A 22,977-nucleotide genomic window follows, 5' to 3' on the forward strand; every position below is an offset into this window, starting at 1 on the left:
TCATGTTGAATGCGTCGAAGATCAAAAAAACGCTCCGCCCAAGCCTGTTTGGCGGGTTGATGTCAGCGGTGGGAACTGCATTGGGTGCAGGGGATATCGAGTTTAATACCGATGTTCTTGATCTCGTTGACCGCACCAATATTGACTTGTCTCAGTTTGCTCGCAGTGGGTTTATTCTGCCGGGCACCTACTCGATGGTTGTGCAGATCAATAGCCAGCCTATTTCTGAGCAATCGGTGACGTTTTATCCCCCCGATGATGACCCCAAAGGCAGTCAGGCCTGTGTGTCGCGCGCTCTTGTGGAGCAGTTGGGCCTCAAGGCCTCCGGCGCTGCCGGGCTCACCTGGTGGAAAGGCGGGGAGTGCCTGGATATTCAAGGCTTGCCGGGTATGGAAGTCGCCGGCGATTTGGCCACCTCCACGCTGAACATCAACCTCCCCCAGGCCTACCTTGAATACAGCGCCATCAACTGGGACCCACCCTCCCGCTGGGACGAGGGGGTGCCGGGGTTGCTGGTTGACTACAACGTGACGGCGCAAGCCAGTCACCAAAAGAATGACAGTGTCCGCCATAACTTCAGTGGCAACGGCACCGTGGGCGCCAATGCCGGGGCCTGGCGCCTGCGGGCGGACTGGCAGGGGCGTGTCGACAGAGACCGCGATCAGGCGGCCAGGCATCCGACGCTGGAGTGGAGTCGCTACTATGCCTATCGCGCCATTCCTGCGCTCAAAGCGCGCCTGGTACTGGGTGAGGACTACCTGTATTCGGACCTGTTCGACAGCTTCCGTTTTACCGGTGCTGCACTCAACTCGGATGAAAGCCAGCTGCCACCCAACTTGCGCGGTTACGCACCTGAAGTGGTCGGGGTCGCCAAGACCAATGCAAGGGTCATCATCAGCCAGCAGGGGCGTGTGCTGTATGAAACGCTGGTCGCGGCCGGACCGTTTCGTATTCAGGACCTGAATGACGCCGTGAGCGGCAGGCTGGATGTGCGGGTGGAAGAGCAGGATGGTTCGGTCCACACGTTCCAGATCGATACGGCGGGTGTTCCCTACCTGACGCGGCCTGGACAAGTGCGTTACAAACTGGCGAGTGGGCGACCGTCCAATCTTCAGTACGGCGGCGATGGTGACTTTTTCGGCAGTGGCGAGTTCTCGTGGGGCATCAGTAACGGCTGGTCGTTGTATGGCGGCGGTATAACCGATAACAACTACCGTGCGCTGTCGGTCGGTGCCGGTCGTGACCTGTTGGCGTTCGGTGCTGTGTCGCTGGATGCAACTCAGTCGCACGCGAGTGTGTGGAATGAGACGCTCTCGGGGAAATCCTACCGCCTTCAATACTCCAAGAAGTTTGAAGAATACGACAGCCAAGTCACCTTTGCCGGTTACCGCTTTTCCGAGAAGAACTACTTGAGCATGAGTGAATACCTCGATGCTCGACATTACGGGAGAAACGGCGAACTCGCCGGGCTCGACAAAGACAGTGAGTACAGCGGCAGTTGGAAACCGATTGGTGGCAGCAAGGCACTTTATACGGCCACGCTGAATAAGCAGTTTCGGGATCTGGATGCCACGGTTTACCTGAGTTACAACAAACAAACGTATTGGGAGCGCCCGGCCACTCAGCGTTGGAACGTGTCGATGTCACGCTACTTCAATGTTGGCAGCGTCAAGAACTTGAGCGTTTCGCTGAATATGTATCGCACTCAGGAATACAACTATAAGGATAACGGCATGGCGCTGACGGTCAGTCTGCCGTTGGGGCGCAGCGGCACGCTGTCGCTGGATGCCAATAGGGCGGCAGGCAAGAACAGTTTTTCGACGCGCTACAGTGATCGCCTCGATGAGCGTAATAGCTACCAGCTCAGTGCCAGCGATAACGCTGCCAGTGGTTATCTGAGTCATATCGGTGACCAGGCAGACATCGATCTCGCCGCCAGTAAACAACAAGGCGATTACACCAGCCTCAGTGTCTCGGCGCGTGGTGGCGGCACGCTCACGCCTTACGGTGCGGCACTGCATCGTACCAACAGCACGGGCGGCACCCGCCTGATGGTCGATACCGCCGGTGTGCCCGATGTGCCTGTGCGGGGTTATGGCGCGCCGACCCGCAGCAACGCCTTCGGCAAAGCGGTCATTTCCGATATCGGCAGCTATCAGCGCACGGCGGCCAGTGTCGATCTGGAGAGTTTGCCGAGCAATGTCGAAGCCACTCAATCCGTCACGCAACTGACGCTCACCGAAGGGGCGATCGGTTATCGATTCCTGGACGTGATTTCCGGCCAGAAGGCCATGGCGGTTCTGCGCCTGCCGGATGGCAGTTCCCCGCCCTTCGGCGCGACGGTGAAGAACGTCAAACAGCAGGACACCGGGATTGTGAATGACGGCGGCAATGTCTACCTCAGCGGTATTCAGCCCGGCGAAGAGATGATCGTCAGTTGGGGTGGGGCCGAACGATGCGTCCTCACGCTCCCAGGCGTTTTGCCCGCCGATGGCTTGACCCATGCCCTGCAACTGGGCTGCCGCAGGGTAGCCACTGATCAATCCTTGCCCGAGCCAGCCAAGCTGACCGGGAAGCCTACCGATATGGAGAACACATCCTCATGATGCTCAAAACGCGCCTCACACTCCAAGCCTTCACGCTGCTGGCCCTGGGCTTGAGCCAGAGCGCCAACGCGGCGGTTGGCCTGGATCGTACCCGAGTGATTTTTGATGGTGGCAAAGAGGCCACCAGCGTGAACATCACCAACAACAACACCCAGTTGCCGTATTTGGCTCAGGGCTGGATCGAGGACGAAGAGGGCAAAAAAATCACCTCGCCCTTGATCGTGCTCCCGCCGGTTCAACGCCTGGAGCCAGGGAAGCAAAGCCAGGTGAAAGTTCAGGCGTTGCCGGCGGCCAAATCGTTACCGCAGGATCGAGAGACGGTCTACTACTTCAACTTGCGGGAAATTCCGCCGCGCAGCGATAAGGCCAACACCCTGCAAATTGCGCTGCAGACCCGGATTAAATTGTTCTATCGGCCGCAAGCCATTGCGCCAAGCCAGCAAGACTTATCCAACCCGTGGCAGGAAAAACTGACCCTTACCCGCGAAGGCGAGCGTTACCAGGTGAATAACCCTACGCCTTACTACGTGACCCTGGTGGATGCGCGCAGCACCAAGGACGGTAAAACCGTACCGGGCTTCGAACCCCTGATGGTTCCGCCCAAAGGCACGCTGACCTTGGGGCCAACGGCCACCGTACTCGGCACAACGCCTTATTTGGCCTATGTGAATGATTACGGCGGGCGTCCGGTACTGGCATTCACCTGCGGTGGCAATACTTGCAAGGTCAACTCGCAAGTATCGACGCCTAATGAATAGTGCCTGCTGCTGGAGAACGTCATGAAGTCGCGCAATGTGAAGGTCTTGGGCGGCCTGTTACTGGTCTTTGCGGGGGGCGCACAGGCCGAGGATGTCGAGGGCATGAATGGGTTGCTGAAGATTTCCGGGGCCATGCATGAAACCCCCTGCAGCCTGGAGATGGCCTCACTCCATCAAACGGTCGACCTGGGCGCCGTGTCGACCAGCCAGTTGCAGCGTCCCGGCGATCAGGCAAAACCGGTGGCGTTTCAGCTGCGGTTTACCGATTGCCACCGCACCGCAGGCAGCATCCGCAGTGAACGTACCGGGAACCTGACCTGGAGTGCCTTTCAACCCGTGCTGTCGGTGGCGTTTTCCGCGCCCGCCGATGCCGATGATCCGCGGTTGGTCAAAGTGCAAGGCGTCACCGGGATGGGCCTGCAATTGACCGATGCACTGGGGCGGGATGTGCAGTTGGGCGCCAGGGGCGAACCGTTGTTTTTACCCCTGGGCGGCAATGTCCAGACCTGGAATGTTCAACCCACGCGCACCTCCGCGGCGTTGACCAGTGGGGCGTTTCGGGCCGTGGTGGATTTCAGGCTCAATTATGAGTAGGGGCAGAGTGATGGCAACCTCAACCGGCCCGTGGGCCATTCTTATCGCTGGCAGCCTGCTGTGGGCTGTCGGCCAAGGCGTGCAAGCTGAAACCAGCCTGACCATCCGCGCGGTCATCATCGCGCCGCCGCCCTGTGTCATTAACAACGGCAGTACGCTCGATGTGCCGTTTGGGAACGACCTGCTGACGTCGCGGGTGGACGGGGTCAATTATCGTCGAGACGTGCCTTACACCGTCAGGTGCGACTCTCCCTTCAGCAACGCGTTGACCCTCGAACTCAAGGGTTCGGGGGCTGCGTTCGACAATCGTGTGCTGGTGACCCGCAAACCGGATCTTGGGGTCAAGCTGTTCGTGAACGGGGCTGACTGGCCGCTGAATACGGCGGTGAATTTTACCTATCCGAACTTTCCGGTGGTGCAGGCGGTGCCGGTCAAACGGGCGGGCAGCAAGCTGACGGGAGGCGCATTTGATGCGACCGCCACCCTTGTGGTCGATTACCAATGAAGAGGAACGATCAATGACATTTTGGCAACCGCGAGCGTTGCTCGTCTGGTGGTCCATCGGCCTTTGCAGTGGTGCTTCGGCCAACCTGACCTTTAGCGGAACGCTGAACGAGCCTCCTCCTTGCACGATCGATGGCGGCAACACAATCGAAGTCGACTTTGGGGACGTCGGCGTCAAGCGAGTCGACGGCGTGAAATACCGCAGGGGGCTCGGTTACACCATCAGTTGCAGCCCTGCCACGCTCCCGTGGGAGCTGAAGTTGAGTGTGAACGGCACGCCCACGGTGTTCGACGGCTCGGCGGTGCAGACCAATGTGCCTGAACTGGGCATTCGGATTTTTCAGAATAACCTGCCGTTTCCACTCAATACGCCACTGGAGATAACCCTGTCGTCGCCGCCGGTATTGGAAGTCGTACCGGTCAAACCGCTGGGTGCAGTTCTGGCCCCGGCAAGGTTTACGGCGGTGGCCACGCTATTGGCCGAATACGAGTAGGAGTTGAGCCCATGCGACATGAAATGCTTCATAAAGGCTGGCCATGTGCCGGACTGGCATGGCTGTTGATCTTCGGCCTGATCCCGGCGGGGCAGGCGGCGGACAACCTGAGTTTCAAGGGCAACCTGGTTGAGGAGGCCTGTACGATCCGCCCTGGCGACGAGGCCATCACCCTGGAACTCTGGGACGTTACCAGCAAGCACCTCTATATCAACACGCGCTCACAGGGGAAGGGTTTCAAACTGCACCTGGAGGACTGCGACACCACGATTGGCAACACGGTCACCATTACGTTCGGCGGTAGGGAAAACATGGCGCTCCCCGGATTGTTCGCGCTGGACGGTGGAAGCGGTGCGTCAGGTATTGGGGTCGGTTTAGAGACGCCGAGCAACAAGCCATTGCCGCTCAATACCGTCAGCGATGAACAGGTGTTGAGTAATGGCAACAATGTCATCGAACTCAAGGCCTATGTGCAGGGCGAGCCGGATGCGATCAGGGATCAAACCATCGGGCATGGCCTGTTCACGGTGACCTCGACGTTTACGCTGGACTATCCGTAACCGCCTCAGACAAACCTCAACTCTCCCCAGGGCAGCGTTAAAGCGCGGGCTGAATGTTCGCTGGGCAATGCCTGGGTAGAGACGCAAGAGAGATCAACATGAAACAACTCTATGGTGCGATGGCGCTGTTCGTCCTGATGGGTTTCAGTACGATCGTAAGCGCCGCTACATGCCGTGTGAATGGCGGACAGTGGACAGAGATAGTCGGGGAACTCCCCCTACGGGTCCCTGTTACGGTGACCTTGGCCGCAGATCGTACACGGATAATGATGGAAGGCGCACGGCTTGAATGTGGGTTCTCCAGAGGCTCGCAAAGCCCGTCTTCCCGGCGGGACTACTGGGCAACGGGTAGCTCGGCGGGGACCCCCTGGGTACCGGGTATCAAATTCAGTCAAGAAGGGGCCGGTTTACGAATCAATGGAACGTACCGAAATATTCCTATCCCGAATGGAATACGGTTCGCCACGCTGCCTGATGACCTGAGAGGTTATCCGATCGATGTCACGCCCTATATTCTGCTACGCAACAATCCGTCCAATCCGATCGATATTCGAGCAGGGGATACGCTTGGAATCCTGCGTCTCACCGCCACGAACAACTACAACGCCAATACGGCAAGGATCTCGGTTACCTACACCGCCGCCAACAACTTCACCATCACACCGTCAACCTGCACGATCAACAATAACAACCCGATCGAGATCAATTTCGGCAACGTCCACCAGCGGGCCATCGGCGCCGATCCGTTGACCACGACGATCCGCAGCGACCGCAGGCTTACCTACTCATGCCCGGATGGCGGGATTACCATGCCGATAAGCATTTCCTACAAAGGCAGCCCGTCGTCGTTCGACACACGCCTGCTGATGATGACCAACCCGGACGTGGGCACCGCCCTCATCCGTGCGGGATCTGCGGTTCCAGTCAACGGTTCGTTCCTGACCCGCATTACCAACAGCGTGGGGGGCGACGATGTGACGTTTTCTCTGGTTCGGCGCGCGGGGTCGCTACCTGTCGCTGGCGCCACCAGCGGCAGCGGGGTACTCGTGATGGGGGTACCGTGACATTCCCACTCGTTTGCTCGTTTTAGTCGAGGCGACCAGCGGCCTAGTTTTACGCTGGAACAACCGTTGTGGTGACCCGCCACTCGTAGTCCGGAAACCGCTTCAGATAAACCTCACCTCACCCCAGGGCGGCTTTAAAGCGCCGGCTGAATGTTCGCTGGGCAATGCCTGGGTAGAGACGCAAGAGAGATCAAAATGAAACAACTCTATAGTGCGATGGCGCTGTTCGTCCTGATGGGTTTCAGTACGATCGCGAGAGCAACGGATTGTCGTGTAAATGGCGGGCCGTGGAATTTTGTAGGCGCCGGCGGGACGCTCAACCTGCAAGTCCCTGTCACCGTCCAGCTGGGGGCGGACAGAACCCGGATCATGCTCGAAGGGGTGAGGTTGGAGTGCCGATTCTCCGGTTTTGGTGGTAGCCAGCCCTGGTATACGGACTACTGGGCAACGTCGGCAAGAGTCGGTCCCGCCTGGGTGCCCGGTCCCAAATTCACCCGCGAAGGCACCGGTCTACGCATAAATGGAAGCTACTACAACACCCCTGTTCCGAATGGTATTCGAATGACGACCATGCCTAATAACGGCGTAGGGGTTCCGGTGGATGTAACGCCGTATATTTTGATACGCAACAATCCGACTAACCCCATCGATGTTCGAATAGGCGATGTCCTCGGAAGGTTAAACCTCGACCAGACCAATAATTATAACTCCGGCAGTTCAGCGCTTGCCCTGACGTATATCGCCGCCAATAACTTCTCCATCTCCCCATCAACCTGCACGATCAACAATAACAACCCGATCGAGATCAATTTCGGCAACGTCCACCAGCGGGCCATCGGCGCCGATCCGTTGACCACGACGATTCGCAGCGACCGCAGGCTTACCTACTCATGCCCGGACGGCGGGATTACCACGCCGATAACCATTTCCTACAAAGGCAGCCCGTCATCGTTCGATACACGCCTGCTGAGGATGACCAATCCGGACGTGGGCACTGCCCTTCTCCGTGGGGGGGCTGCGGTTCCAGTCAACGGTTCGTTCCTGACCCACATTACCAACAGCGTGGGGGGCGACGATGTGACGTTTTCTCTGGTTCGGCGCGCGGGGTCGCTACCTGCCGCTGGCGCCACCAGCGGCAGCGGGGTATTGGTGATGGGGGTGCCGTAACACCCGCGCCAGGCTCATTCTTCCTCACTGCCCTCGGCACGCCAGTAACCGACGGCCTTGAGGAACGCTTCATCGACCTTGTGCGTGTCCAGCAACACCCGACGCACCTGGCGCGACAGCTTGGTTTCCATCGCGACGAAGGTGTACAGCGCGCCGCTCGGCAACGTCAGTGTGCGCACGGTGTCGAGCAGGTCAACCTGGCCGCGTAGCACCCAGATCACTTCCACCTCGGCCGCGCTTTGCAGCACCTGTTGCTCGGCCGCATCGGCGATTTCAATCACCGCCAGCACCTTGCGCCCGGTCGGCAGTTCTTCGAGGCGGCGGGCGATGGCGGGCAGGGCGGTTTCGTCGCCGATCAGCAGGTAACTGTCGAAGATATCCGGCACGATCATCGAGCCCCGTGGGCCGCCGATGTACAGGTGCTGACCGACTTGGGCCTGTTCGGCCCAGGTGGAGGCGGGGCCATCGCCGTGCAGCACGAAGTCGATATCCAATTCGCCAAGGCTGAGGTCGAAACGCCGTGGCGTGTAGTCGCGCATCGCCGGCTGCGGGCCATCGCCCTTGATGCTGAACGTCGGGCTTTGCAGCGCGGCCTGCTCGGCGGCGTTCTGCGGGAACATCAGCTTGATGTGATCGTCACTGCCCAGGCTGACAAACCCCGCCAGCTCAGGCCCGCCGAGGGTGATGCGGCGCATGCGCGGGGTGATATCGACCACCCGTAGCACGTCGAGGCGACGGCGTTTGATTTCGTGGGTGACGCGATGGATGACGGGCGTATTCATTGGGTTTTCCCCTGGACAGGTTGAACGGCCGGGCCGTCGACGATGGCGCGGGCGGTGCTGTTGAGCAACGCGGCGACGCGCGCGATTTCTTCGGCGCTCCAGCGCCCATGGTGCAGTTGCAGGGCATGGCGCAGGTTATGCACCGCCTCGTGGATTTCCGGCGGGCGATCATGGCCGCGCAGCGAGCGTTTGCTGACATCGATGCGCATGCGCACGCCTTCCAGTGCAATCGCCTGCTCAACTAAAGAAAGACGACCGGCGTCGGTCAGGGTGTAGCGTTTTTTTCCACCTTCGGCGTCGCCGCTGATCAATTCGCTTTCTTCAAGAAAGGTCAGGGTGGGGTAGATCACGCCGGGGCTGGGGCTGTAGGCGCCGTCGAACAGGCCTTCGATCTGGCGGATCAAGTCGTAGCCGTGGCACGCCTGTTCGGCGATCAACGCCAGCAACAGCAACTTCAGGTCGCCGGGGGCGAACACGCGTGGGCCGCGGCCGCCGCGTTCGCGGCCGGGGCGTTTTTCGAAGCCGTCTCGGCCGTCGCCGTGGTGGTGGGAATCATGCTCTCTCATTTTGGGCCTCTCCGTTCTGGTTAAGATATAACTTAAGATATATCTTAAGGCCGTTCAAGATCAGTCGACCAATGGTCGCGGCCCTACTTAACTACCACCGCCTCGCGTGATGCGCCCAGCATGCTGATAGCCCTTCCCATGTGCATGGAGCCAGTGCGATGAGCACATTGATTTCCCCCCCTTACTCGCCGACCTCCTTGGAAATACGGGGCTATCTGCATCAGATCGGTCACCAGTTACTCGAAACCGACACCCCGTTACTGTCCAAACGGCCGCTCCCCATCGAGTTGCAGCAGTTGGAAAAACTCAACCAGACGCTCAAGGCGTACACGCAAGCGCATGTCGAAAAAAATCGTGCGCTGTACGCCGATGTGGCCCAGGCCGACCTGCAGAGTGACGAGGGCAAGCAACGGCTGGCGACGCTCAAACGCGACCTCACGCCGCAGTTGCAGAAGCTGGACGAAGTCGGTGTGCTGGGCAGCAAAAGCCTGCGCACGTTCATGGCCAACGACGCGGGCCTGGTTGCGTTGGAACTGGAAGCCAAACTCAACATTCAGGACTATCTGCTGCATCGTGAAGAAGCCCGGCTGGTGCAGAACCTGGGGCTGGGGCCGAGCTTTCGACCGGGCATCTATGCGCTGACCTTCACCTACCAAGCGCAGACGATCGAATTCGCCGGGGCCTTTGTGCTGACCGAAAAAAACACCCCCATGGTCACGCAACTGACCGCTGCGGATGACGTCGGCTTCGTGGTGCTGTTTACCCCGGCCCGTGGCTTCGAGTCGTTTGGCTCGCTGGCCGAGATGAACAGCCGACTGCGCGAAGCGATGGCGGTCGGCAGTTGGCGCAAGGAGTTCATGAGCCTGCTGCCGCGCCAATACCAGGGGCTGTCCGTCATGGGCGTCTGGCCTCTGCTGTTGGCGGCCATCGATGGCGAACCGCTGTGCGAACACACCTACGACGCCCGGCTGGCCAAGCGCGCGCTGGATATCGACTGGGCTCTGAACAACCCCGGCCCCAGCGCCCAACACCTGCTTGCCGAGCTGGACGCTGCGATACGCGCCGCGTTGCCCGACTTCAGTCAGCGCCTGGAATTGCGCGCCCAACGCCTGCTGGACCGCTGCCTGGAACACAGCGCCCCGGCCTGGTACCGCAACGCCCCCAGCCACCAACGCGAGGCTCTGGCGCGGCACCTGACCGAGTACGACGAGGCTCGGCAAACCCTGCTGAACCTGTTCGGCCATGCCGCCTCGCCGCAGACCCTGGCGCGCTATCAGTTGCTCGAACAACTGGCCACTGACCTGGAAATCAACGACCTGGACCCCGACCGCCTGCACGTGCGCACGCGTCGCAGCGTGGCCAGGGTCGGCACCTACGAACAAAAACACAGCCTGACCGAGCTGGCGCTGCGCGGCCTGCACAGCGGCGACGAACTGGCCGGGTCGACGTTTTTGCTCAATACCTCCTTCACCTATGGCGACGCGCCGCTGCCCGAGGCCTATCAAGACTTGACCGCCGACTATCTGGTCGGCCTGCTCGACACCCTCAAACCGCGTGTGGCGTTTGAAACCGTGCGGCGCGAGTACTACGCCAAACCCGAGATCCATGCCGCCATCGAACAGATGCTCGACCGCCGCCTCAATGCCCTGGCCTACACCGCCATGCTGCAACACCACATCACCGAGGCCGACTATCAACGCTTTACCCGCCTGCGTCGCGGCACCGACGCGCAACTGCGCGCGAGCAGCGTGGCGCTCAATGGCTACGTGCTCAAAGACCTCTGGCTGCTGCGCGAGAGCGACGAGCAGGGCGGCCTCACGCGCTTGCTGCTGTGTACCCCCGAAGCGCCCCAGGCCCAGCAGTTTCATGGGTTCGACTCAGAAGTGCTGTGCCAGGCCCACCTCCTCGCGTGGTGTGCAGACGACGCCATGCGCGCTTATCTGCTGGAGCAAGTCGCCCTCAAGTCCCGTGCGGGCCTGCACACCTTCATGACCGGCCTGGGCTTCATCCCGGCACACCAGGAATACCGTCACGTCACCTTCAGCGAGGCGAGCAGCCACGCCGACTGCCTCAAGGCCTTGCGCGGCCAACTGCTGGCGGTGCAGACCGACGATTACCACTGGGGCACCCCAACGTGGTACCGCGCGGCCAGCGAGGCCCAGCGCCGACAATTGACGCTGTTGGCCGAGCAGGCCGAAGGCGCCGCCAACACCTACGCACAGCACCCGTTGTCCGACGCTCGCTTCATCACCTTCGAGCGGTTCCTGCATGCCCAGGCCAAGGCACAGCTCAATACCCTGCTTGGCCGCCAGCGGCAAAACGATGTCGACCCCGATACGGTGTGGGTGCAATACCCCAAAAACTTCCCGGCGTTAACGCGCCCCGCGTCCGTGACTTATACCCGGCTGTATCGCGATGGTTATGAGGAATCCCTGGGGTTTCTCGACGCCAAGTTCGAAACCGTCGCCACCTTCATGGGCCCGGCCGGGGTCGACCTGAGCAAGCTCACGCCGCGCAACGTCGAGCTGTCAGTGCGCGGCGTGTGGATCGGCCAGCGCTACGCCGATGAAGTCCAGGCCAAACTGCAAAACCCCACCAGCCCCGGTTATGCCCTGCGCCGCGATGCAACGCTGGCCATCAACCAGTTGCAGTTGCGCAGCGCGGCGCTGGAGTCGCGCCTCAAAGGCCATATCGTCCAGGTCGATCTGGACTGGCTCGAGCGCGCCATCCAGAGCCTGGACGACACCTCGGTCGAGACGCGCAGCACCTACCGCGTGCATCGCCTGATGATCGACGGCGACTGGGTGATCGACACCCTGCTGTTCAGCCACGCCGCGAACCCGGTGTTGCTCTATACGCCGCAGGCCCCGGACGGCGTGTTCTTCCGTGAAGCCAGGCAGTTCAACTACCTGCTGAAAAAAGTCGACGGCATGCTCGACTACTTCTGCACCCGCGTCACGGTGCAGTCCCAGGTGCGCGTGCGGCATTTTCTGCAAACCGCCCAGGCCGGCCTGCCCGCAGACCTCAACAGCACCGACCTGAGCCTGGCGCGCTACGACACGATCGAGCGCGTGCCGCCCGTGCTCGACCTGCGTCACCTGCTGCACGACATGAAGCTGCAACGCAAGATCGACGACGTCGCCGCCACCACGGTCAATCGCACTGACATGATCATGGGCCTGGTCTGGCGTTGCCTCGAACCGCTGATCGCGATTGCGACCGCGCCGTTCCCGGTGTTGAGCCTGAGCCTGGGCCTGCTGCTGGCGCTCAAGGACGGCATGCTCGCCCTGCACGCCTACAACCAGGGCGACACCGACGCCGCGCTGCAACATTTCGTCGGCTACCTGAGCAACAGCCTTGGCGCGGTGTTCACCGACCTGCGCCCGGCACTCAAGTCCATCGGCCCGCTGGTGCGGCCGATGCGCCACCTCATGCGCCCAGCCGCGCCGCGCGAGGCCATGGCGCTGATCAAACAATTGCAGCCCCCGACCCCCGCGCCCGCCGCTATGCAGGCCGTACTATTCGAAGGCCGGCCGTTATGGGCGCCCAAGCAACCCGATGCCTTGGGCCGCTATCTGCTGTTTCGCCAAGACCCGGTGAGCGGCAAACTGTTGTCGACCGCGCGCCTGGTCAACCAGACGGTCGAGGGGCGCTGGGTGCGCTCGGGCCTCACCGGCGGCGCGCCGAAACGCGCGCTGCCGACACCCCACGCGTTGCAGCGCTATGAAGTGCCGATCGAACAGGCCAAGGACTATGAAACCGTGATGACATTGGAATTTGGGCAACTCTCCAGTGTCGATCAGTTGTTAGGCGAGGGCACCCGCGACAGCCTGCTGACCTATGAAATGAGCTCGCTACGGGCTCCGTATTTAAAGGCATACCTGCAGTTGCGCAGCGACGCCGACACCTTCTTCGCCCAGCTCAAACCCATCGTCCCCAGGGCCGATGTGCTGGCCTTGGAAGTGAACGCGAGCCATCGGCATATCCTGGAAAGCGCCTTCAAGGAAAACCAAGGCTTGGTGCTGGGCGCGGTGCCTGGCTCGCTCGCCGCCAAACAACTGCTGATCGACAACATGCCCACCCTCTACGAGCAGGGCGTGCGGCGCCTGTATATCGAATACCTGCCGGGCGACTTGTTCCGGGCCAAACTGGACAAGTTCAACGCCGGCGGCAGCTACAGGCACATCGGCGACTATCTGAAAAAAGTCGAGGCAGCCCTGGGGATCGCCAAAGACTCGCCGCACTCCTATCGCGCCCTGATCCTTGCCGCGCGCCGCGAAAAAATCGCCGTCTGTGCGCTGGATGCGTCCACCGGCTACGAGGTGGACAAAGCCTTCAACCTGAGTAACGGTGCGATGGTCAGCCCGCGACCCAACGCCCAGCGCAATTTTTATTCCCACAAACTGATCGAGGCCGACCTCGCCGAAAAACCCAGCGAAGGTTGGGTCGCGCTGGTCGACAGCCGCCGCCTCAACACGCACACACAGACCCCAGGGTTGGCCGACCTGCAAAAGACCCTGAGTGTGCGCGTTGAAGACGTCGCCGCCGGCCAGCCGGTAGGCATCTGGAACGACGTGCCCGGCTCGATCGCCGACGACCCGTTGGCCAAAGCCGATTTCAAGCTGACCCTGCCAACCTCCTACAGCGCGCCCCCTGTGTTCCTCAGCGCACCCCGCGCGGCTAACACCTTCAGCGACTTCGATATCGACCCACGGTTCACCCACGAACTGCACCAAATGGGCAAAGACCCGCATCCGTTCGACACCCGTTACGGCTCCCTCAACCCGAAAATCGCCGCCGCCGAAAACGCCTTCCGGAAAACCCGCGACCGCCTGAACAAGCGCGCGCAGGAGTTCTTCAAAACCCATGAACTGCCACCCCGGCCCACCTTGCCGGACCTGCCGGCGAACACCACGCCTGCCGACTTTATCGAACGCAGCTACCAACACGCCCCAGGGCTGATCATCTGCGAGAGCCACGCCGAGCAATCGAGCAAAGCCCTGCTGATCGATCAGATGAGCGTACTCAAGGCGCAGGGGGTCAAAACCCTGTACATGGAGCACCTGTTCACCGACCTGCACCAGGCGCACCTGGATGCCTTCCATCAAACCGGGGTGTTGGCCAAACCGCTCAAAGACCACCTGTGGACCCTCGACCGTGGCCACATGATCGAGTACCTGGGGCCGCACACCTACACCAGCGTGGTGGAGGTGGCGGGCAAGCACGGCTTGCGCATCCGCGCATTGGATTGCGTATCGAGCTACTACACCAAGGGCATGAGCGAACCGCGCACGTCGCGGACGTCGATGTTCAACTTCTTCGCCAGCGAGGTCATCCGTCAAGACCAGGTCGCCCAGGGCGCGCACAAGTGGGTGGCGCACATGGGGAACGGCCATGTGTATCCGGTCGAAGGGATTGCCGGGGTGGCCCAAACGCAAGGCGCGATCAGCCTGCGGACATTCGATGTACCGACGGGCACGACCACCGAGTTGCGTTCAGGGCTGGAGTGGACAGTGGCCTACGGCTCGTCGTTGTACCCCAACCGGTTGACGGCGATCCGCAGCGACTTCACCTTGAGTGTCGGCATCCCTGGCAAGCGTCCTCCTCCCGCCTATGTGCCCGCCGATCGTTCACGCTTGACGCGACCGGGACAGTTCATGGTCGAGCAGCTTTCACCCCACGAAGTGAACCTGGTGCATCACTCGCGCAGTGGCGAGATCCTCACCACGCCGATCCAGATCGACGATCAAGGCCGCTTCTTCATCGAACGCTGGGCAGAACTGAAGGACGAGCGCTTTACCGTGTTCGAACGACTGCTCAGCGCCCTCGATCAGGTGCTCAAGCTCACGCACGTCCAGTAGGTCTGGCCCCCCCCTGTCGGCATGCGGCAGGGGGGAAGGGGAGTCCACTGCGTTGTCCAGATCATTGACGAATTGCGATATTCTAGCCCACCCGACGATGGTGATTGTAAGCGATCCATCACCCACACATTCAAAGCCTCAAGTTTAAATCCGGTGCTGTGCTCCCGATTCTTTTCTGGTGCCAGCCCCTCATGATGCGACCCGACGCCAAAGTCGAAAATCTATGGTCACCCCCTTTTTTGCAATGCTGATCAGTGATGGTTAGTTGGCTTGCCTAAATCTATCCGGCGTCTGGTTGGAGCACGCTCCGCGCCACAATGAGAGTCGCGCCTGGCAATCCTTAAAAGTGTACCGGCTTGAAAAGCCGATTTTCGACACAGGTTCTTTGCCAGGCCGGTGGGCCGTTCACGTCATCGATTGTTCAGTCATCGCAAAACCTAGGTGGGTGATTCTTAGCACAGCACAACATCAGCTTCAGGCAGCTAAAGCCTCTGGCCCGGTTTCAAATTGCGTATGGTGAGCCGCTATCGCCCATGCGATTCGTGCCAGCGTGTTGGCCAAAGCGCATGCCACGACGTTCGAGTGGCGACGACAGAGCATTGAGCGCACCCAATCGGCCAGAGCGCCGTGCTGATATTTCAGCCTAAGCATGTAAACCCTGGCGCACTGCACCAACAATCTTCTGAGGTTCTTATCGCCTCGTTTGCTGATTCCCAGCAGAGTCGCCTTAGGCAGTTGTTTTTGCAGGTGAATGGGCGGCTGCGTAGGGATAGGCGGGGTCACTGGGCCGATTATCTGTGAGAGCCACGCCGAGCAGTCGAGCAAAGCGTTGTTGATCGAGCAGGTGATCAAGCTCAAACATGTTCAGTAAGCCGGAGCATCAGGATTATTTGGAGCGGGTGCCTGATGGGGGGAGGTGTGACTTTGTATGGCCGAAGCGGACGTGAGAACGAGCGAAAATAGGCGGCAGACCAACAGTATTGTGACTGTGGTCTGACACCTGTTTTGCGGCTTTGGCAAGAAAGCGTAAGCGTCCAGCCAACACACGTTGCCGGCAAGGGCGAAATGATTTGAGTTCGATGCATTCCTTGTAGAGAATCCCCGCCTTTGGCTCGAAAGGATGCGTGCAATGAAGTTCGAAGGGACTTTTCAATACATGGGCAATCACGGGATCGTTTTCAACGTATCGCAGATCACCCTCACCGACAGCGAACGCGGGCGCCTGCGCGAGCTGCATTTTGGCGAGGCAGGACGAGCCCACTATGAGGTCAACAACAAGGTCGTCGAGGTGTACGACAAGATGTTGGCCAAGAGCCTGCCGTGCGTGATGATGATCGGCATCTCCAAGCCGCTGACCCGGCAGCAGGGCGATGTTCTCAATGCCCAACGCACCAAGATCGCTAACCTTGCTGCCAGTGCCTTCGCTGGTGCCACCTCTGCTGTGGCCTCCCCATACGTCGGTGTTCCTGTAGGCGCCGGTGTGCGCATGTACGCCAATGAAATCTTGCCCACCTATCATGCCGGCGACGTACTGGTCAGCATCGAGGCGCAGGTCAGCGGCGGCATCGGCCCGCAACGCTCCAGCTCGACACTGATCATCAAGACCTGACTGGAGATGCACATGTCTGAAATTATCCAACTGGTCATTGCCCTGGTGCTGTTCTTTCTGCTCGACCGGTTTCTCAAGGCATATCTGCTTCGCAAATGGCTAGGGGTGCTGTTAGTGGTGGGGGGCGCGGCCGGCTGCGTTGCTACGGGCCAAATCCGCTTGTTAGGGTTTGATCTGGGGTTGCTGTCGATCTTTGCCGTTGCGCTGGGGGTGGGGTTGTTCCTGAAGCGGCGGCGGTTTGAGCGGGTTGGCTGAAGGGGAGGCGTTTGCGCTCATTCACCGAGGTCAGCCGGTGCCGCACAGTTTGAACGTATAGAGCAATGCTCGCATGTAGTTTCAATACTACAGTCGCGGCTTTATCGGCTAAGTTGGTTTTTATATCTGTGCTGCTTTTATTGATTTATCTGTGTGTCACTCAAATCTTACAGTTGTTTTTTTGAAAGTCGTATTTATTGTATTTCTTCCTCCAGCGTAATGGCCTATTGGCCTGCATGTTTCTCGGAGCGTGCCTGCTTACGTTGAGCTTGATTTGGTCGATTATTTGCGGCGGTGAAGGTTCATAAAAAATGAACCTGATGCCCAGGTGTTAGTTGGAAGTGAGTCTTGACTTGCTTTTGAGTTAACCGCCTTCCTTTAAATGACTATTAGGTATTCAAGCATGATCAAGAAGTTTGCTGTTCTGCTCCCTCTGGCTGTTGCGGTATTGGGTTCTTCGGCTGCCATGGCCGCCAACGATGCAAGTACCACGATCAACATCAAGGCCGATATTCCGACCAAGCAGTTCCACGCCCAGCCTCTGGACCCCAACTTCGGTCGTGACGAAATCATGACCTACAACACCGTGACCGGTGAGCTGAGCACCCTGTCTTCGATGTTCACCCTGAAAAACACCGGCGGCTCGATCGATGCCTACCTGCAGGATGGTCCGGCAGCGCTCACCAACGGTACGGACTCCATTGCGCTGACCATCAGCCTGGGCTCCGTGGCCCTGACCGGCACCCCGCAAGAAGTGGCCGCCGATGCAGAGTCCAACCCTGGCCTGCAAAAGCTGATGACCATTAAAGCCGCCAAGCCGGCGGACACCCAGGCCGGTCTCTACACCAGCGTCGCCACCGTGATCTTCGACAACGTGCCGCGCACCACTTTCTAAGCGCCCGGCACTCGATAAGGCCTGGCCTTATTGATCACCCGACCACAGGCGATATTGCCTGTGGTCGGTTCCCCGATGGTTTGCAGTTCGCCCTAGAGTATTAAGTTCATGTTCCCGATGAAACCCATCGCGGCGGCGCTGGCCTTGCTTGCCTGTTCGGCGGCTTTGGCAGCGACTGACACTAGTTATACGCCGCGCAGTTTGCTGGCTCAGGCGAAAGGTCTGCCGAGCGAATTCGAAGAGCACTTTTTTGATGTGCCCCTGGCCGTGCGTATCGAGCGCGACGAAGTCTTGTTGGGCGAGGCGATGGTGGTACTGTCGCGCGATGACCGCCTCACGCTGCTGGACTTTACCGATATCAGCGACAGCCCGGTACAACCGGCTGAGCGCGATACCTGGAGCAACTATCTGCAACAAGGCGTGGCCCTGGGAAGTTGCACGCAAACCTGCCCGGAAAAGATGTTGGCGGTGCATTACAACCTGGAAAACTCGCTGGTTTCGATCCTCACGGAGAACGCCGAGCACGACACCGATCATCAACGTTATTACCACCAGCCCCAGGATGGCAGCACGGGCCTGATTGTCAGCAATCAGTTGAACCTCAACGGCGGACAAGACCAGGAACTCGGCGGACGTTTCGGCGTTGAAGCCAGCAGTAGCCTGGGTAACTGGAGCCACGCGCTCAACCTGCAACTGGCGCGCCTCGGCGGGCCGGACACGCAGCTCTATCACGCACTGTATTCGCTGTACGCCCAGCGCGAATTCGAAGGCCGGTTCCTGCGCCTGGGGTATTTCACGCCTACCTCCGAGGGGCTCAATCGCCAGCCGCGTGCGTTCGGCGCCGCGCCGGATATCGCCGTCGGTGTGATGCTCGGCAGTTCCGACAGCCTGGCCATCAGCAATCCCAAGCCTAGCGTGTACCCGATTTACGTCACCTCCAACCGCCAGGGCTCGGTGGAGATCTACCGCAACGGCCTGCTGATCAACACCCAGGCGGTGGCGGCCGGTTTGCAGAGCATCGACACGCGGCCATTGCCCGGCGGCATTTATGAAGTGGAAGTGCGCCTGGTCGAAGACGGCCAGGTCACCGCCACCACCCAGGAATTGGTGTACAAGCCCAACAACTGGCGTAACCACGACGAGCGCTGGCGCTACAACCTGTTTGCCGGTCGCGAAAGCACCCTGTTCAACAACTGGGAGCAACGCGACAAGGGCGACATGACCGCCGGCGCCTCGGTCAATTACCTGCTGCACCCGCGCGTGATCGTCGGCTTGTCCGGCCGCCAGGTGCAGGACCGCATGCAATACGGCACGTCCATCGACTGGACACTGGCGACCCATGCGAGCCTGTACGCCAACGTCTACCAGACCCAGGACCACGGCACCGGCATGGACCTGCAAGGCCTCTACAGTTATGGCGCCGGCAGCGTGATCGCCAGCCACAACCGCAGTTGGCTGGACACCCGCAACACCTACGACACGCTGCCCGACGGCACGCGGCTGCGCACCCGGCAAACCTTTGTCGGCCAGACCAGCACCTCGTCGCTGTCGATCAACCACCGCCTGATCAACCAGCATTCGCTCAATGCGCGCCTGTCCCACAGCCAGGGCAACGTCGAGGGCGTCGGCCTGGACCTGGGCTGGAGCAAACACGACACGTTGTTCGGCAGTGATGCCAACTGGCGCCTGTCGCTGTTCGACCGCCCCGCCAGCCACAGCACCGGCGACCGGCGCAACCGTGGCGTCGACCTGACCCTCAACCTGGCCCTCGGCGGGCCGGGCGAACAGTGGTCGGGCAGCATCGGTTCGCGCACCTCGCGCGACGGCAAGCGCGACAACAACGGCTCGCTGACCTACCGCAAAGACCTCAGCGACCACGTGCTGCAGAACGTCTCGGCCACCGTGCTCACCGACACCTACGGCGTCGGCCTGTCCGGCATGGCCAGCTTCCACGGCGACACGCTCGCCGGCGATGCCTTTGCCCAGCGCTCCTCTTTCAACGGCAACCTCACCGGCGGCCTCAACCTGCACAGCACCTTCGCCGTCGGTGGCCAGAAGATGGCCCTGACCAGCCAGTACCACGGCGACGGCGCGGGCATGATCGTCGATGTGGAAACCGATCTGGACGACATCACCCTGCGCGCCGACGACCTCAGCGGTGGCAGCACCACGCTGCGGCCGGGGCGCAACTTCGTGCCGATCACGGCGTATAAAACCGGCTCGGTGGCGTTCGATTTCGACGGCAACCACCCACCGGCGGCGAACATCCAGCCGCCGCGCAGCGCTTACCACATCAACAAAGGCGGGGTGGACTACCGCAAGATCAGCGTGATGAAAACCGTCACCGTGCTCGGTCGCCTGGTCGACCCGCAAGGCCGCCCGCTCAAGGGCCATCACGTGATCAACCACGCCAGCCGTGGGGTCAGCGAAGTGGACGGGTTCTTCTCGATGGAAATGAACGCCGGCTCGCCCACCTTGGAAGTGCGCCAGGGCAACCAGTTGCTCTGCCAGTTCCGCCTCGACCCGAGCCAGGCCCGCAGTGAAAACGATGTGCTGATGATCGGTGATTTACGTTGCACGCCGGACACCCTGGCGGATGCCGCACTCACTCAACAGCAGTCGGGTTGACTCACACAGGATTGAAGACATGAACATCAAGCCATACCAACTGCTGCTCGGGGCACTGGCGCTGGGCGTTGCGCCGTCCGCCATGGCGCTGAACCAGGACATCACGGCGAGCTTTCGGCCCGACCCGAGTCAGGCGCAGCACAATAAGTTCGTCAACACCACGCCGGTCAGTGGCTACTGCGCGGCCTACCCCAGTTTTTGTGTTGGCATCTTCAGCATTCGGTTGCCGGTGCGCTATGACTCTGCGCAGCCGCTGATGCCCGGCACCGACCCGCGTAATCACGCGATGTTTTCGGTGCCCGCACAGTGGCGAACCTTGACGGTGACACATACCGAGACCGGGGAAACCGAGCAGGTCGAGCTGCGTGTTGCGGGCATAGGCTCCCAATATGAACTCAGCGACACGGTAGAGAACCTGACAGGCATCCCGAATGCGCTTTCCGCCCACCGGGCCTTGTGGGGGGGGTTGAGCTGGGTGTATCCGCCTCCACCCTGCGGCTACACCGGCCATGGTTTTTTCGGGAGTAAAACCTACGCGTTTTTCTGGCGGACTCCCGTTGAGGGGGCTTGCGTCAAATTCACGCATTATGCGATTCCTGCCATGGGTTACACCTATCTGGACTTCGCCTACGAACTGCGCACACCCAACCCCTTGGGCATGTCATCAGGCACCTACACCGGCCAGTTGACTTACCGGGTAGGCCCAGGCGCTGACTTCGACATGGGCGACGTGATGTTGCCCAGCGATAACGCGATCAACCTGAACTTCGTCCTCGCCGTGGACCACATCCTCAAAGTCGAAATTCCGCCGGGCGGTGACCGGGTCGAGCTGGTGCCTCAGGGCGGCTGGCAAGCCTGGTTGCAACAGGGGCGCAAACCGTCGCGGTTGTTCCGGGACCAGACCTTCAATCTCTACGCCTCCTCGCGTTTCAAGATGCAGCTGGCCTGCGAGCGGGTGATCGGCGACACCTGCGCGATCAGGAATGCTGCCAACGGTCATGAAGTCCCGGTGGATATCCGCGTGAGTTTGCCCCACGGCCTGAGCAACCCCGACGGCTCGGCGGTGAGTCGCCAGCCGCTGCTGTTGAGCGGCGCGGGCACGCAATTGTTTAAACCGGCCATGTACGTCGACCGGCGCCCCGGCACGCTGCATTTCGAGGTGAGCCAACAGGCGGTCGCCGAGATGCTGGCGCAGGACCCTGGCACTTACGCGGGCGCGGTCACGGTTATTTGGGATTCGCAAGTCTAGTGCGTTGGCCTCGGGCCAATCGTTAATGAGGTGTTATGCAATGAAAGTATTAGCCGCAATCCTGGGCATATGGTTGGTTTCCCTGGGCGTCCAGGCAGGCCCGAATATCAACGTCGGCGTGGTGTATGACTACCTGGACGGCAGCAAAAGCAGCTACCTGAAGCGCATCTTCAATGGCGGCACGAGTACCGCCTTCGTCAGGGTCGAGATCCTCGAAATCGTCTACGACGCCAGCGGCGTGCCCCAGGAAGTGCCGCTGCAATCCCAGGCCGACGCCAGCACCCGCAATGGCCTGATGGCCAGCCCCGCGCGCCTGATCGTGCCGGCCAACGGCATGCAGAGCACACGCTTGTTGTACATGGGCGAGCGCGCCAGCGAGCGGTATTTCCGGGTGCGTTACATCCCGGTGGTGCCGGAAAAAGAAGACGCCTTTGCCCTCTCCGAAGAAGAGCGTGAGGAATATCAAAGAACCTTGCAGGCCGGCGTCAGCGTATTGGCTGGCTACGGCACGGTGTTTTTCGTGCGGCCCAAGGACACCCGCTACGACACCCGCATCGACGACGGCGCCGCGCGCTATGAGCTGCGCAACAACGGCAACAGCGTGATCGTGGTCGACGAGTTCAAGAATTGCGTGGCCGGCAAGCCGACCGACTGCCATCCGACCACCAAAAACCACGTGCTGCCGGGGCGCACCTTTGCCTTCGAAAAACAAGCCGGGCGCCACTACACCTTCAAGCTGGTGGAAGGCGACACGCAGAAGAATCAAGAGGTGAAAGGATGAGCCGGTGGGCCATGTTGGGGCTGTTGAGTGCGCTCAGCTTCAGCGCCCTGGCCGCCCGCGAGGAGGCGGTGTTTCAGGTGTCGGTCAAAGTCCCCACCAGCGACTTTTATGTGTTGCCGCTCAACCCCGGCTTTCTGGAGCGCGAGCAAACCATGCGTTGGAACCCGGTGACTGAAACCCTGAGCGCGTTACGCGAGCCTTTCGACGTGAAAAACGTGCTGGGCGCGGTGGACGCTTACCTCGCCTATGCGCCGGTGTTGTTCAACGGCCGCGACAACATTGCGCTCAAAGTCACCTTCAACCAACAGGAACTGGGGCTTGACGCCTTGCGCGTGGTGCCGGAAGAGGAGGCCCGCGTCGGCAAACGCGTGCTGCTGGAAATCGCCGCGCAGAAGCCTGACGACGGTTATCTGCCCGGCCAATACTTCGGCAACGTGCAGATCATCTTTGACGCGTTGCGCCCATGAGCGGCGCGCCGTATTGGAATCGTTCGAGGACGAGTGAAGGCGGCGCGCATGAAGCAAACGTCACGGTGATCCGGGATTCGCAGATGTAACAGACTAACTGTCTACCGCAGTTGTCCATGGCTGCAGAACTAGTTTCC

At 60.5% G+C, this 22,977-nt stretch carries 18 protein-coding genes and 1 pseudogene; 16 read left to right on the forward strand and 3 right to left on the reverse strand.

All coding sequences use genetic code 11. The features are described from left to right. The first annotated feature begins 2 nt into the window (after positions 1-2). From J2Y83_RS04940 to J2Y83_RS04975, 8 genes are all read left to right on the forward strand, one after another. Entirely contained in the window at positions 3-2,606 is a 2,604-nt protein-coding gene (locus tag J2Y83_RS04940) for an outer membrane usher protein (protein WP_253393545.1), read from the forward strand. Continuing rightward, entirely contained in the window at positions 2,603-3,364 is a 762-nt protein-coding gene (locus J2Y83_RS04945) for a fimbria/pilus periplasmic chaperone (protein WP_198729774.1), read from the forward strand. The genes J2Y83_RS04940 and J2Y83_RS04945 overlap by 4 nt, the downstream gene beginning before the upstream one ends. Before the next feature lie 21 nt (positions 3,365-3,385). Beyond that, entirely contained in the window at positions 3,386-3,958 is a 573-nt protein-coding gene (locus tag J2Y83_RS04950) for a fimbrial protein (protein WP_253393546.1), read from the forward strand. Between the two features lie 10 nt (positions 3,959-3,968). Further along, entirely contained in the window at positions 3,969-4,463 is a 495-nt protein-coding gene (locus J2Y83_RS04955; RefSeq protein WP_253393547.1) for a fimbrial protein, read from the forward strand. A 13-nt stretch (positions 4,464-4,476) separates the two neighbouring features. Further along, on the forward strand, positions 4,477-4,956 hold the full coding sequence (locus J2Y83_RS04960; protein WP_198729776.1) for a fimbrial protein: 480 nt from the start codon (positions 4,477-4,479) through the stop codon (positions 4,954-4,956). A gap of 11 nt (positions 4,957-4,967) precedes the next feature. Next, entirely contained in the window at positions 4,968-5,516 is a 549-nt protein-coding gene (locus tag J2Y83_RS04965; RefSeq protein ID WP_198729777.1) for a fimbrial protein, read from the forward strand. Positions 5,517-5,614: 98 nt separating this feature from the next. Next, positions 5,615-6,580 (forward strand): fimbrial protein, encoded by a 966-nt coding sequence (locus J2Y83_RS04970; protein ID WP_253393548.1) that lies wholly within the window; start codon positions 5,615-5,617, stop codon positions 6,578-6,580. Between the two features lie 195 nt (positions 6,581-6,775). After that, positions 6,776-7,747, forward strand: a complete 972-nt coding sequence (locus J2Y83_RS04975; protein ID WP_253393549.1) for a fimbrial protein — start codon at positions 6,776-6,778, stop codon at positions 7,745-7,747. A gap of 14 nt (positions 7,748-7,761) precedes the next feature. On the opposite strand, the gene J2Y83_RS04980 is transcribed toward J2Y83_RS04975, so the two are convergent. Both J2Y83_RS04980 and J2Y83_RS04985 read right to left on the reverse strand, forming a co-directional pair. Further along, a complete protein-coding gene (locus J2Y83_RS04980; protein WP_253393550.1) occupies positions 7,762-8,529 on the reverse strand; it encodes a siderophore-interacting protein in 768 nt (255 codons plus the stop codon). Beyond that, complete coding sequence (locus tag J2Y83_RS04985; RefSeq protein ID WP_253393551.1) at positions 8,526-9,095, reverse strand: PadR family transcriptional regulator; 570 nt, start codon at positions 9,093-9,095, stop codon at positions 8,526-8,528. The genes J2Y83_RS04980 and J2Y83_RS04985 overlap by 4 nt, the downstream gene beginning before the upstream one ends. Positions 9,096-9,253: 158 nt before the next feature. Between J2Y83_RS04985 and J2Y83_RS04990 the strand changes: the two genes are divergently transcribed. Beyond that, positions 9,254-14,956 (forward strand): membrane-targeted effector domain-containing toxin, encoded by a 5,703-nt coding sequence (locus tag J2Y83_RS04990; RefSeq protein ID WP_253393552.1) that lies wholly within the window; start codon positions 9,254-9,256, stop codon positions 14,954-14,956. 474 nt (positions 14,957-15,430) lie between these two features. Here J2Y83_RS04990 and J2Y83_RS04995 read toward each other — a convergent pair. Next, positions 15,431-15,685: pseudogene (locus J2Y83_RS04995) on the reverse strand (transposase); the annotation flags it as partial. 400 nt (positions 15,686-16,085) lie between these two features. Here J2Y83_RS04995 and J2Y83_RS05000 point away from each other — a divergent pair. The 7 genes from J2Y83_RS05000 (at position 16,086) to J2Y83_RS05030 (ending at position 22,840) form a co-directional block, all read left to right on the forward strand. Then, entirely contained in the window at positions 16,086-16,565 is a 480-nt protein-coding gene (locus J2Y83_RS05000) for a hypothetical protein (RefSeq protein ID WP_253393553.1), read from the forward strand. Positions 16,566-16,577: 12 nt separating this feature from the next. Next, complete coding sequence (locus tag J2Y83_RS05005; protein ID WP_253393554.1) at positions 16,578-16,820, forward strand: hypothetical protein; 243 nt, start codon at positions 16,578-16,580, stop codon at positions 16,818-16,820. Between the two features lie 403 nt (positions 16,821-17,223). Then, the gene (locus J2Y83_RS05010; protein ID WP_253393555.1) at positions 17,224-17,715 is read left to right on the forward strand and encodes a CS1 type fimbrial major subunit; all 492 of its coding nucleotides are present in this window, start codon (positions 17,224-17,226) and stop codon (positions 17,713-17,715) included. 108 nt (positions 17,716-17,823) lie between these two features. Beyond that, on the forward strand, positions 17,824-20,343 hold the full coding sequence (locus J2Y83_RS05015; RefSeq protein ID WP_253393556.1) for a TcfC E-set like domain-containing protein: 2,520 nt from the start codon (positions 17,824-17,826) through the stop codon (positions 20,341-20,343). Positions 20,344-20,362: 19 nt separating this feature from the next. Then, complete coding sequence (locus tag J2Y83_RS05020; protein WP_253393557.1) at positions 20,363-21,592, forward strand: hypothetical protein; 1,230 nt, start codon at positions 20,363-20,365, stop codon at positions 21,590-21,592. Between the two features lie 40 nt (positions 21,593-21,632). After that, complete coding sequence (locus J2Y83_RS05025; protein WP_253393558.1) at positions 21,633-22,373, forward strand: molecular chaperone; 741 nt, start codon at positions 21,633-21,635, stop codon at positions 22,371-22,373. Further along, on the forward strand, positions 22,370-22,840 hold the full coding sequence (locus tag J2Y83_RS05030; RefSeq protein WP_253393559.1) for a CS1 type fimbrial major subunit: 471 nt from the start codon (positions 22,370-22,372) through the stop codon (positions 22,838-22,840). Before J2Y83_RS05025 ends, J2Y83_RS05030 begins: the two co-directional genes overlap by 4 nt. The last annotated feature ends 137 nt before the right edge of the window (positions 22,841-22,977 follow it).

Origin of the sequence: Pseudomonas marginalis (genome assembly GCF_024169655.1) — a bacterium.
GTDB classification, from domain to species: Bacteria; Pseudomonadota; Gammaproteobacteria; order Pseudomonadales; family Pseudomonadaceae; genus Aquipseudomonas; species Aquipseudomonas paraveronii.

What these genes read in the sequence shown, in the direction of transcription:
- J2Y83_RS04940 (WP_253393545.1), top strand. Translation starts at nt 3, where the DNA reads ATGTTGAATGCGTCGAAGATCAAAAAAACGCTCCGCCCAAGCCTGTTT.
- J2Y83_RS04945 (WP_198729774.1), top strand. Translation starts at nt 2,603, where the DNA reads ATGATGCTCAAAACGCGCCTCACACTCCAAGCCTTCACGCTGCTGGCC.
- J2Y83_RS04950 (WP_253393546.1), top strand. Translation starts at nt 3,386, where the DNA reads ATGAAGTCGCGCAATGTGAAGGTCTTGGGCGGCCTGTTACTGGTCTTT.
- J2Y83_RS04955 (WP_253393547.1), top strand. Translation starts at nt 3,969, where the DNA reads ATGGCAACCTCAACCGGCCCGTGGGCCATTCTTATCGCTGGCAGCCTG.
- J2Y83_RS04960 (WP_198729776.1), top strand. Translation starts at nt 4,477, where the DNA reads ATGACATTTTGGCAACCGCGAGCGTTGCTCGTCTGGTGGTCCATCGGC.
- J2Y83_RS04965 (WP_198729777.1), top strand. Translation starts at nt 4,968, where the DNA reads ATGCGACATGAAATGCTTCATAAAGGCTGGCCATGTGCCGGACTGGCA.
- J2Y83_RS04970 (WP_253393548.1), top strand. Translation starts at nt 5,615, where the DNA reads ATGAAACAACTCTATGGTGCGATGGCGCTGTTCGTCCTGATGGGTTTC.
- J2Y83_RS04975 (WP_253393549.1), top strand. Translation starts at nt 6,776, where the DNA reads ATGAAACAACTCTATAGTGCGATGGCGCTGTTCGTCCTGATGGGTTTC.
- J2Y83_RS04980 (WP_253393550.1), bottom strand. Translation starts at nt 8,529, where the DNA reads ATGAATACGCCCGTCATCCATCGCGTCACCCACGAAATCAAACGCCGT.
- J2Y83_RS04985 (WP_253393551.1), bottom strand. Translation starts at nt 9,095, where the DNA reads ATGAGAGAGCATGATTCCCACCACCACGGCGACGGCCGAGACGGCTTC.
- J2Y83_RS04990 (WP_253393552.1), top strand. Translation starts at nt 9,254, where the DNA reads ATGAGCACATTGATTTCCCCCCCTTACTCGCCGACCTCCTTGGAAATA.
- J2Y83_RS05000 (WP_253393553.1), top strand. Translation starts at nt 16,086, where the DNA reads ATGAAGTTCGAAGGGACTTTTCAATACATGGGCAATCACGGGATCGTT.
- J2Y83_RS05005 (WP_253393554.1), top strand. Translation starts at nt 16,578, where the DNA reads ATGTCTGAAATTATCCAACTGGTCATTGCCCTGGTGCTGTTCTTTCTG.
- J2Y83_RS05010 (WP_253393555.1), top strand. Translation starts at nt 17,224, where the DNA reads ATGATCAAGAAGTTTGCTGTTCTGCTCCCTCTGGCTGTTGCGGTATTG.
- J2Y83_RS05015 (WP_253393556.1), top strand. Translation starts at nt 17,824, where the DNA reads ATGTTCCCGATGAAACCCATCGCGGCGGCGCTGGCCTTGCTTGCCTGT.
- J2Y83_RS05020 (WP_253393557.1), top strand. Translation starts at nt 20,363, where the DNA reads ATGAACATCAAGCCATACCAACTGCTGCTCGGGGCACTGGCGCTGGGC.
- J2Y83_RS05025 (WP_253393558.1), top strand. Translation starts at nt 21,633, where the DNA reads ATGAAAGTATTAGCCGCAATCCTGGGCATATGGTTGGTTTCCCTGGGC.
- J2Y83_RS05030 (WP_253393559.1), top strand. Translation starts at nt 22,370, where the DNA reads ATGAGCCGGTGGGCCATGTTGGGGCTGTTGAGTGCGCTCAGCTTCAGC.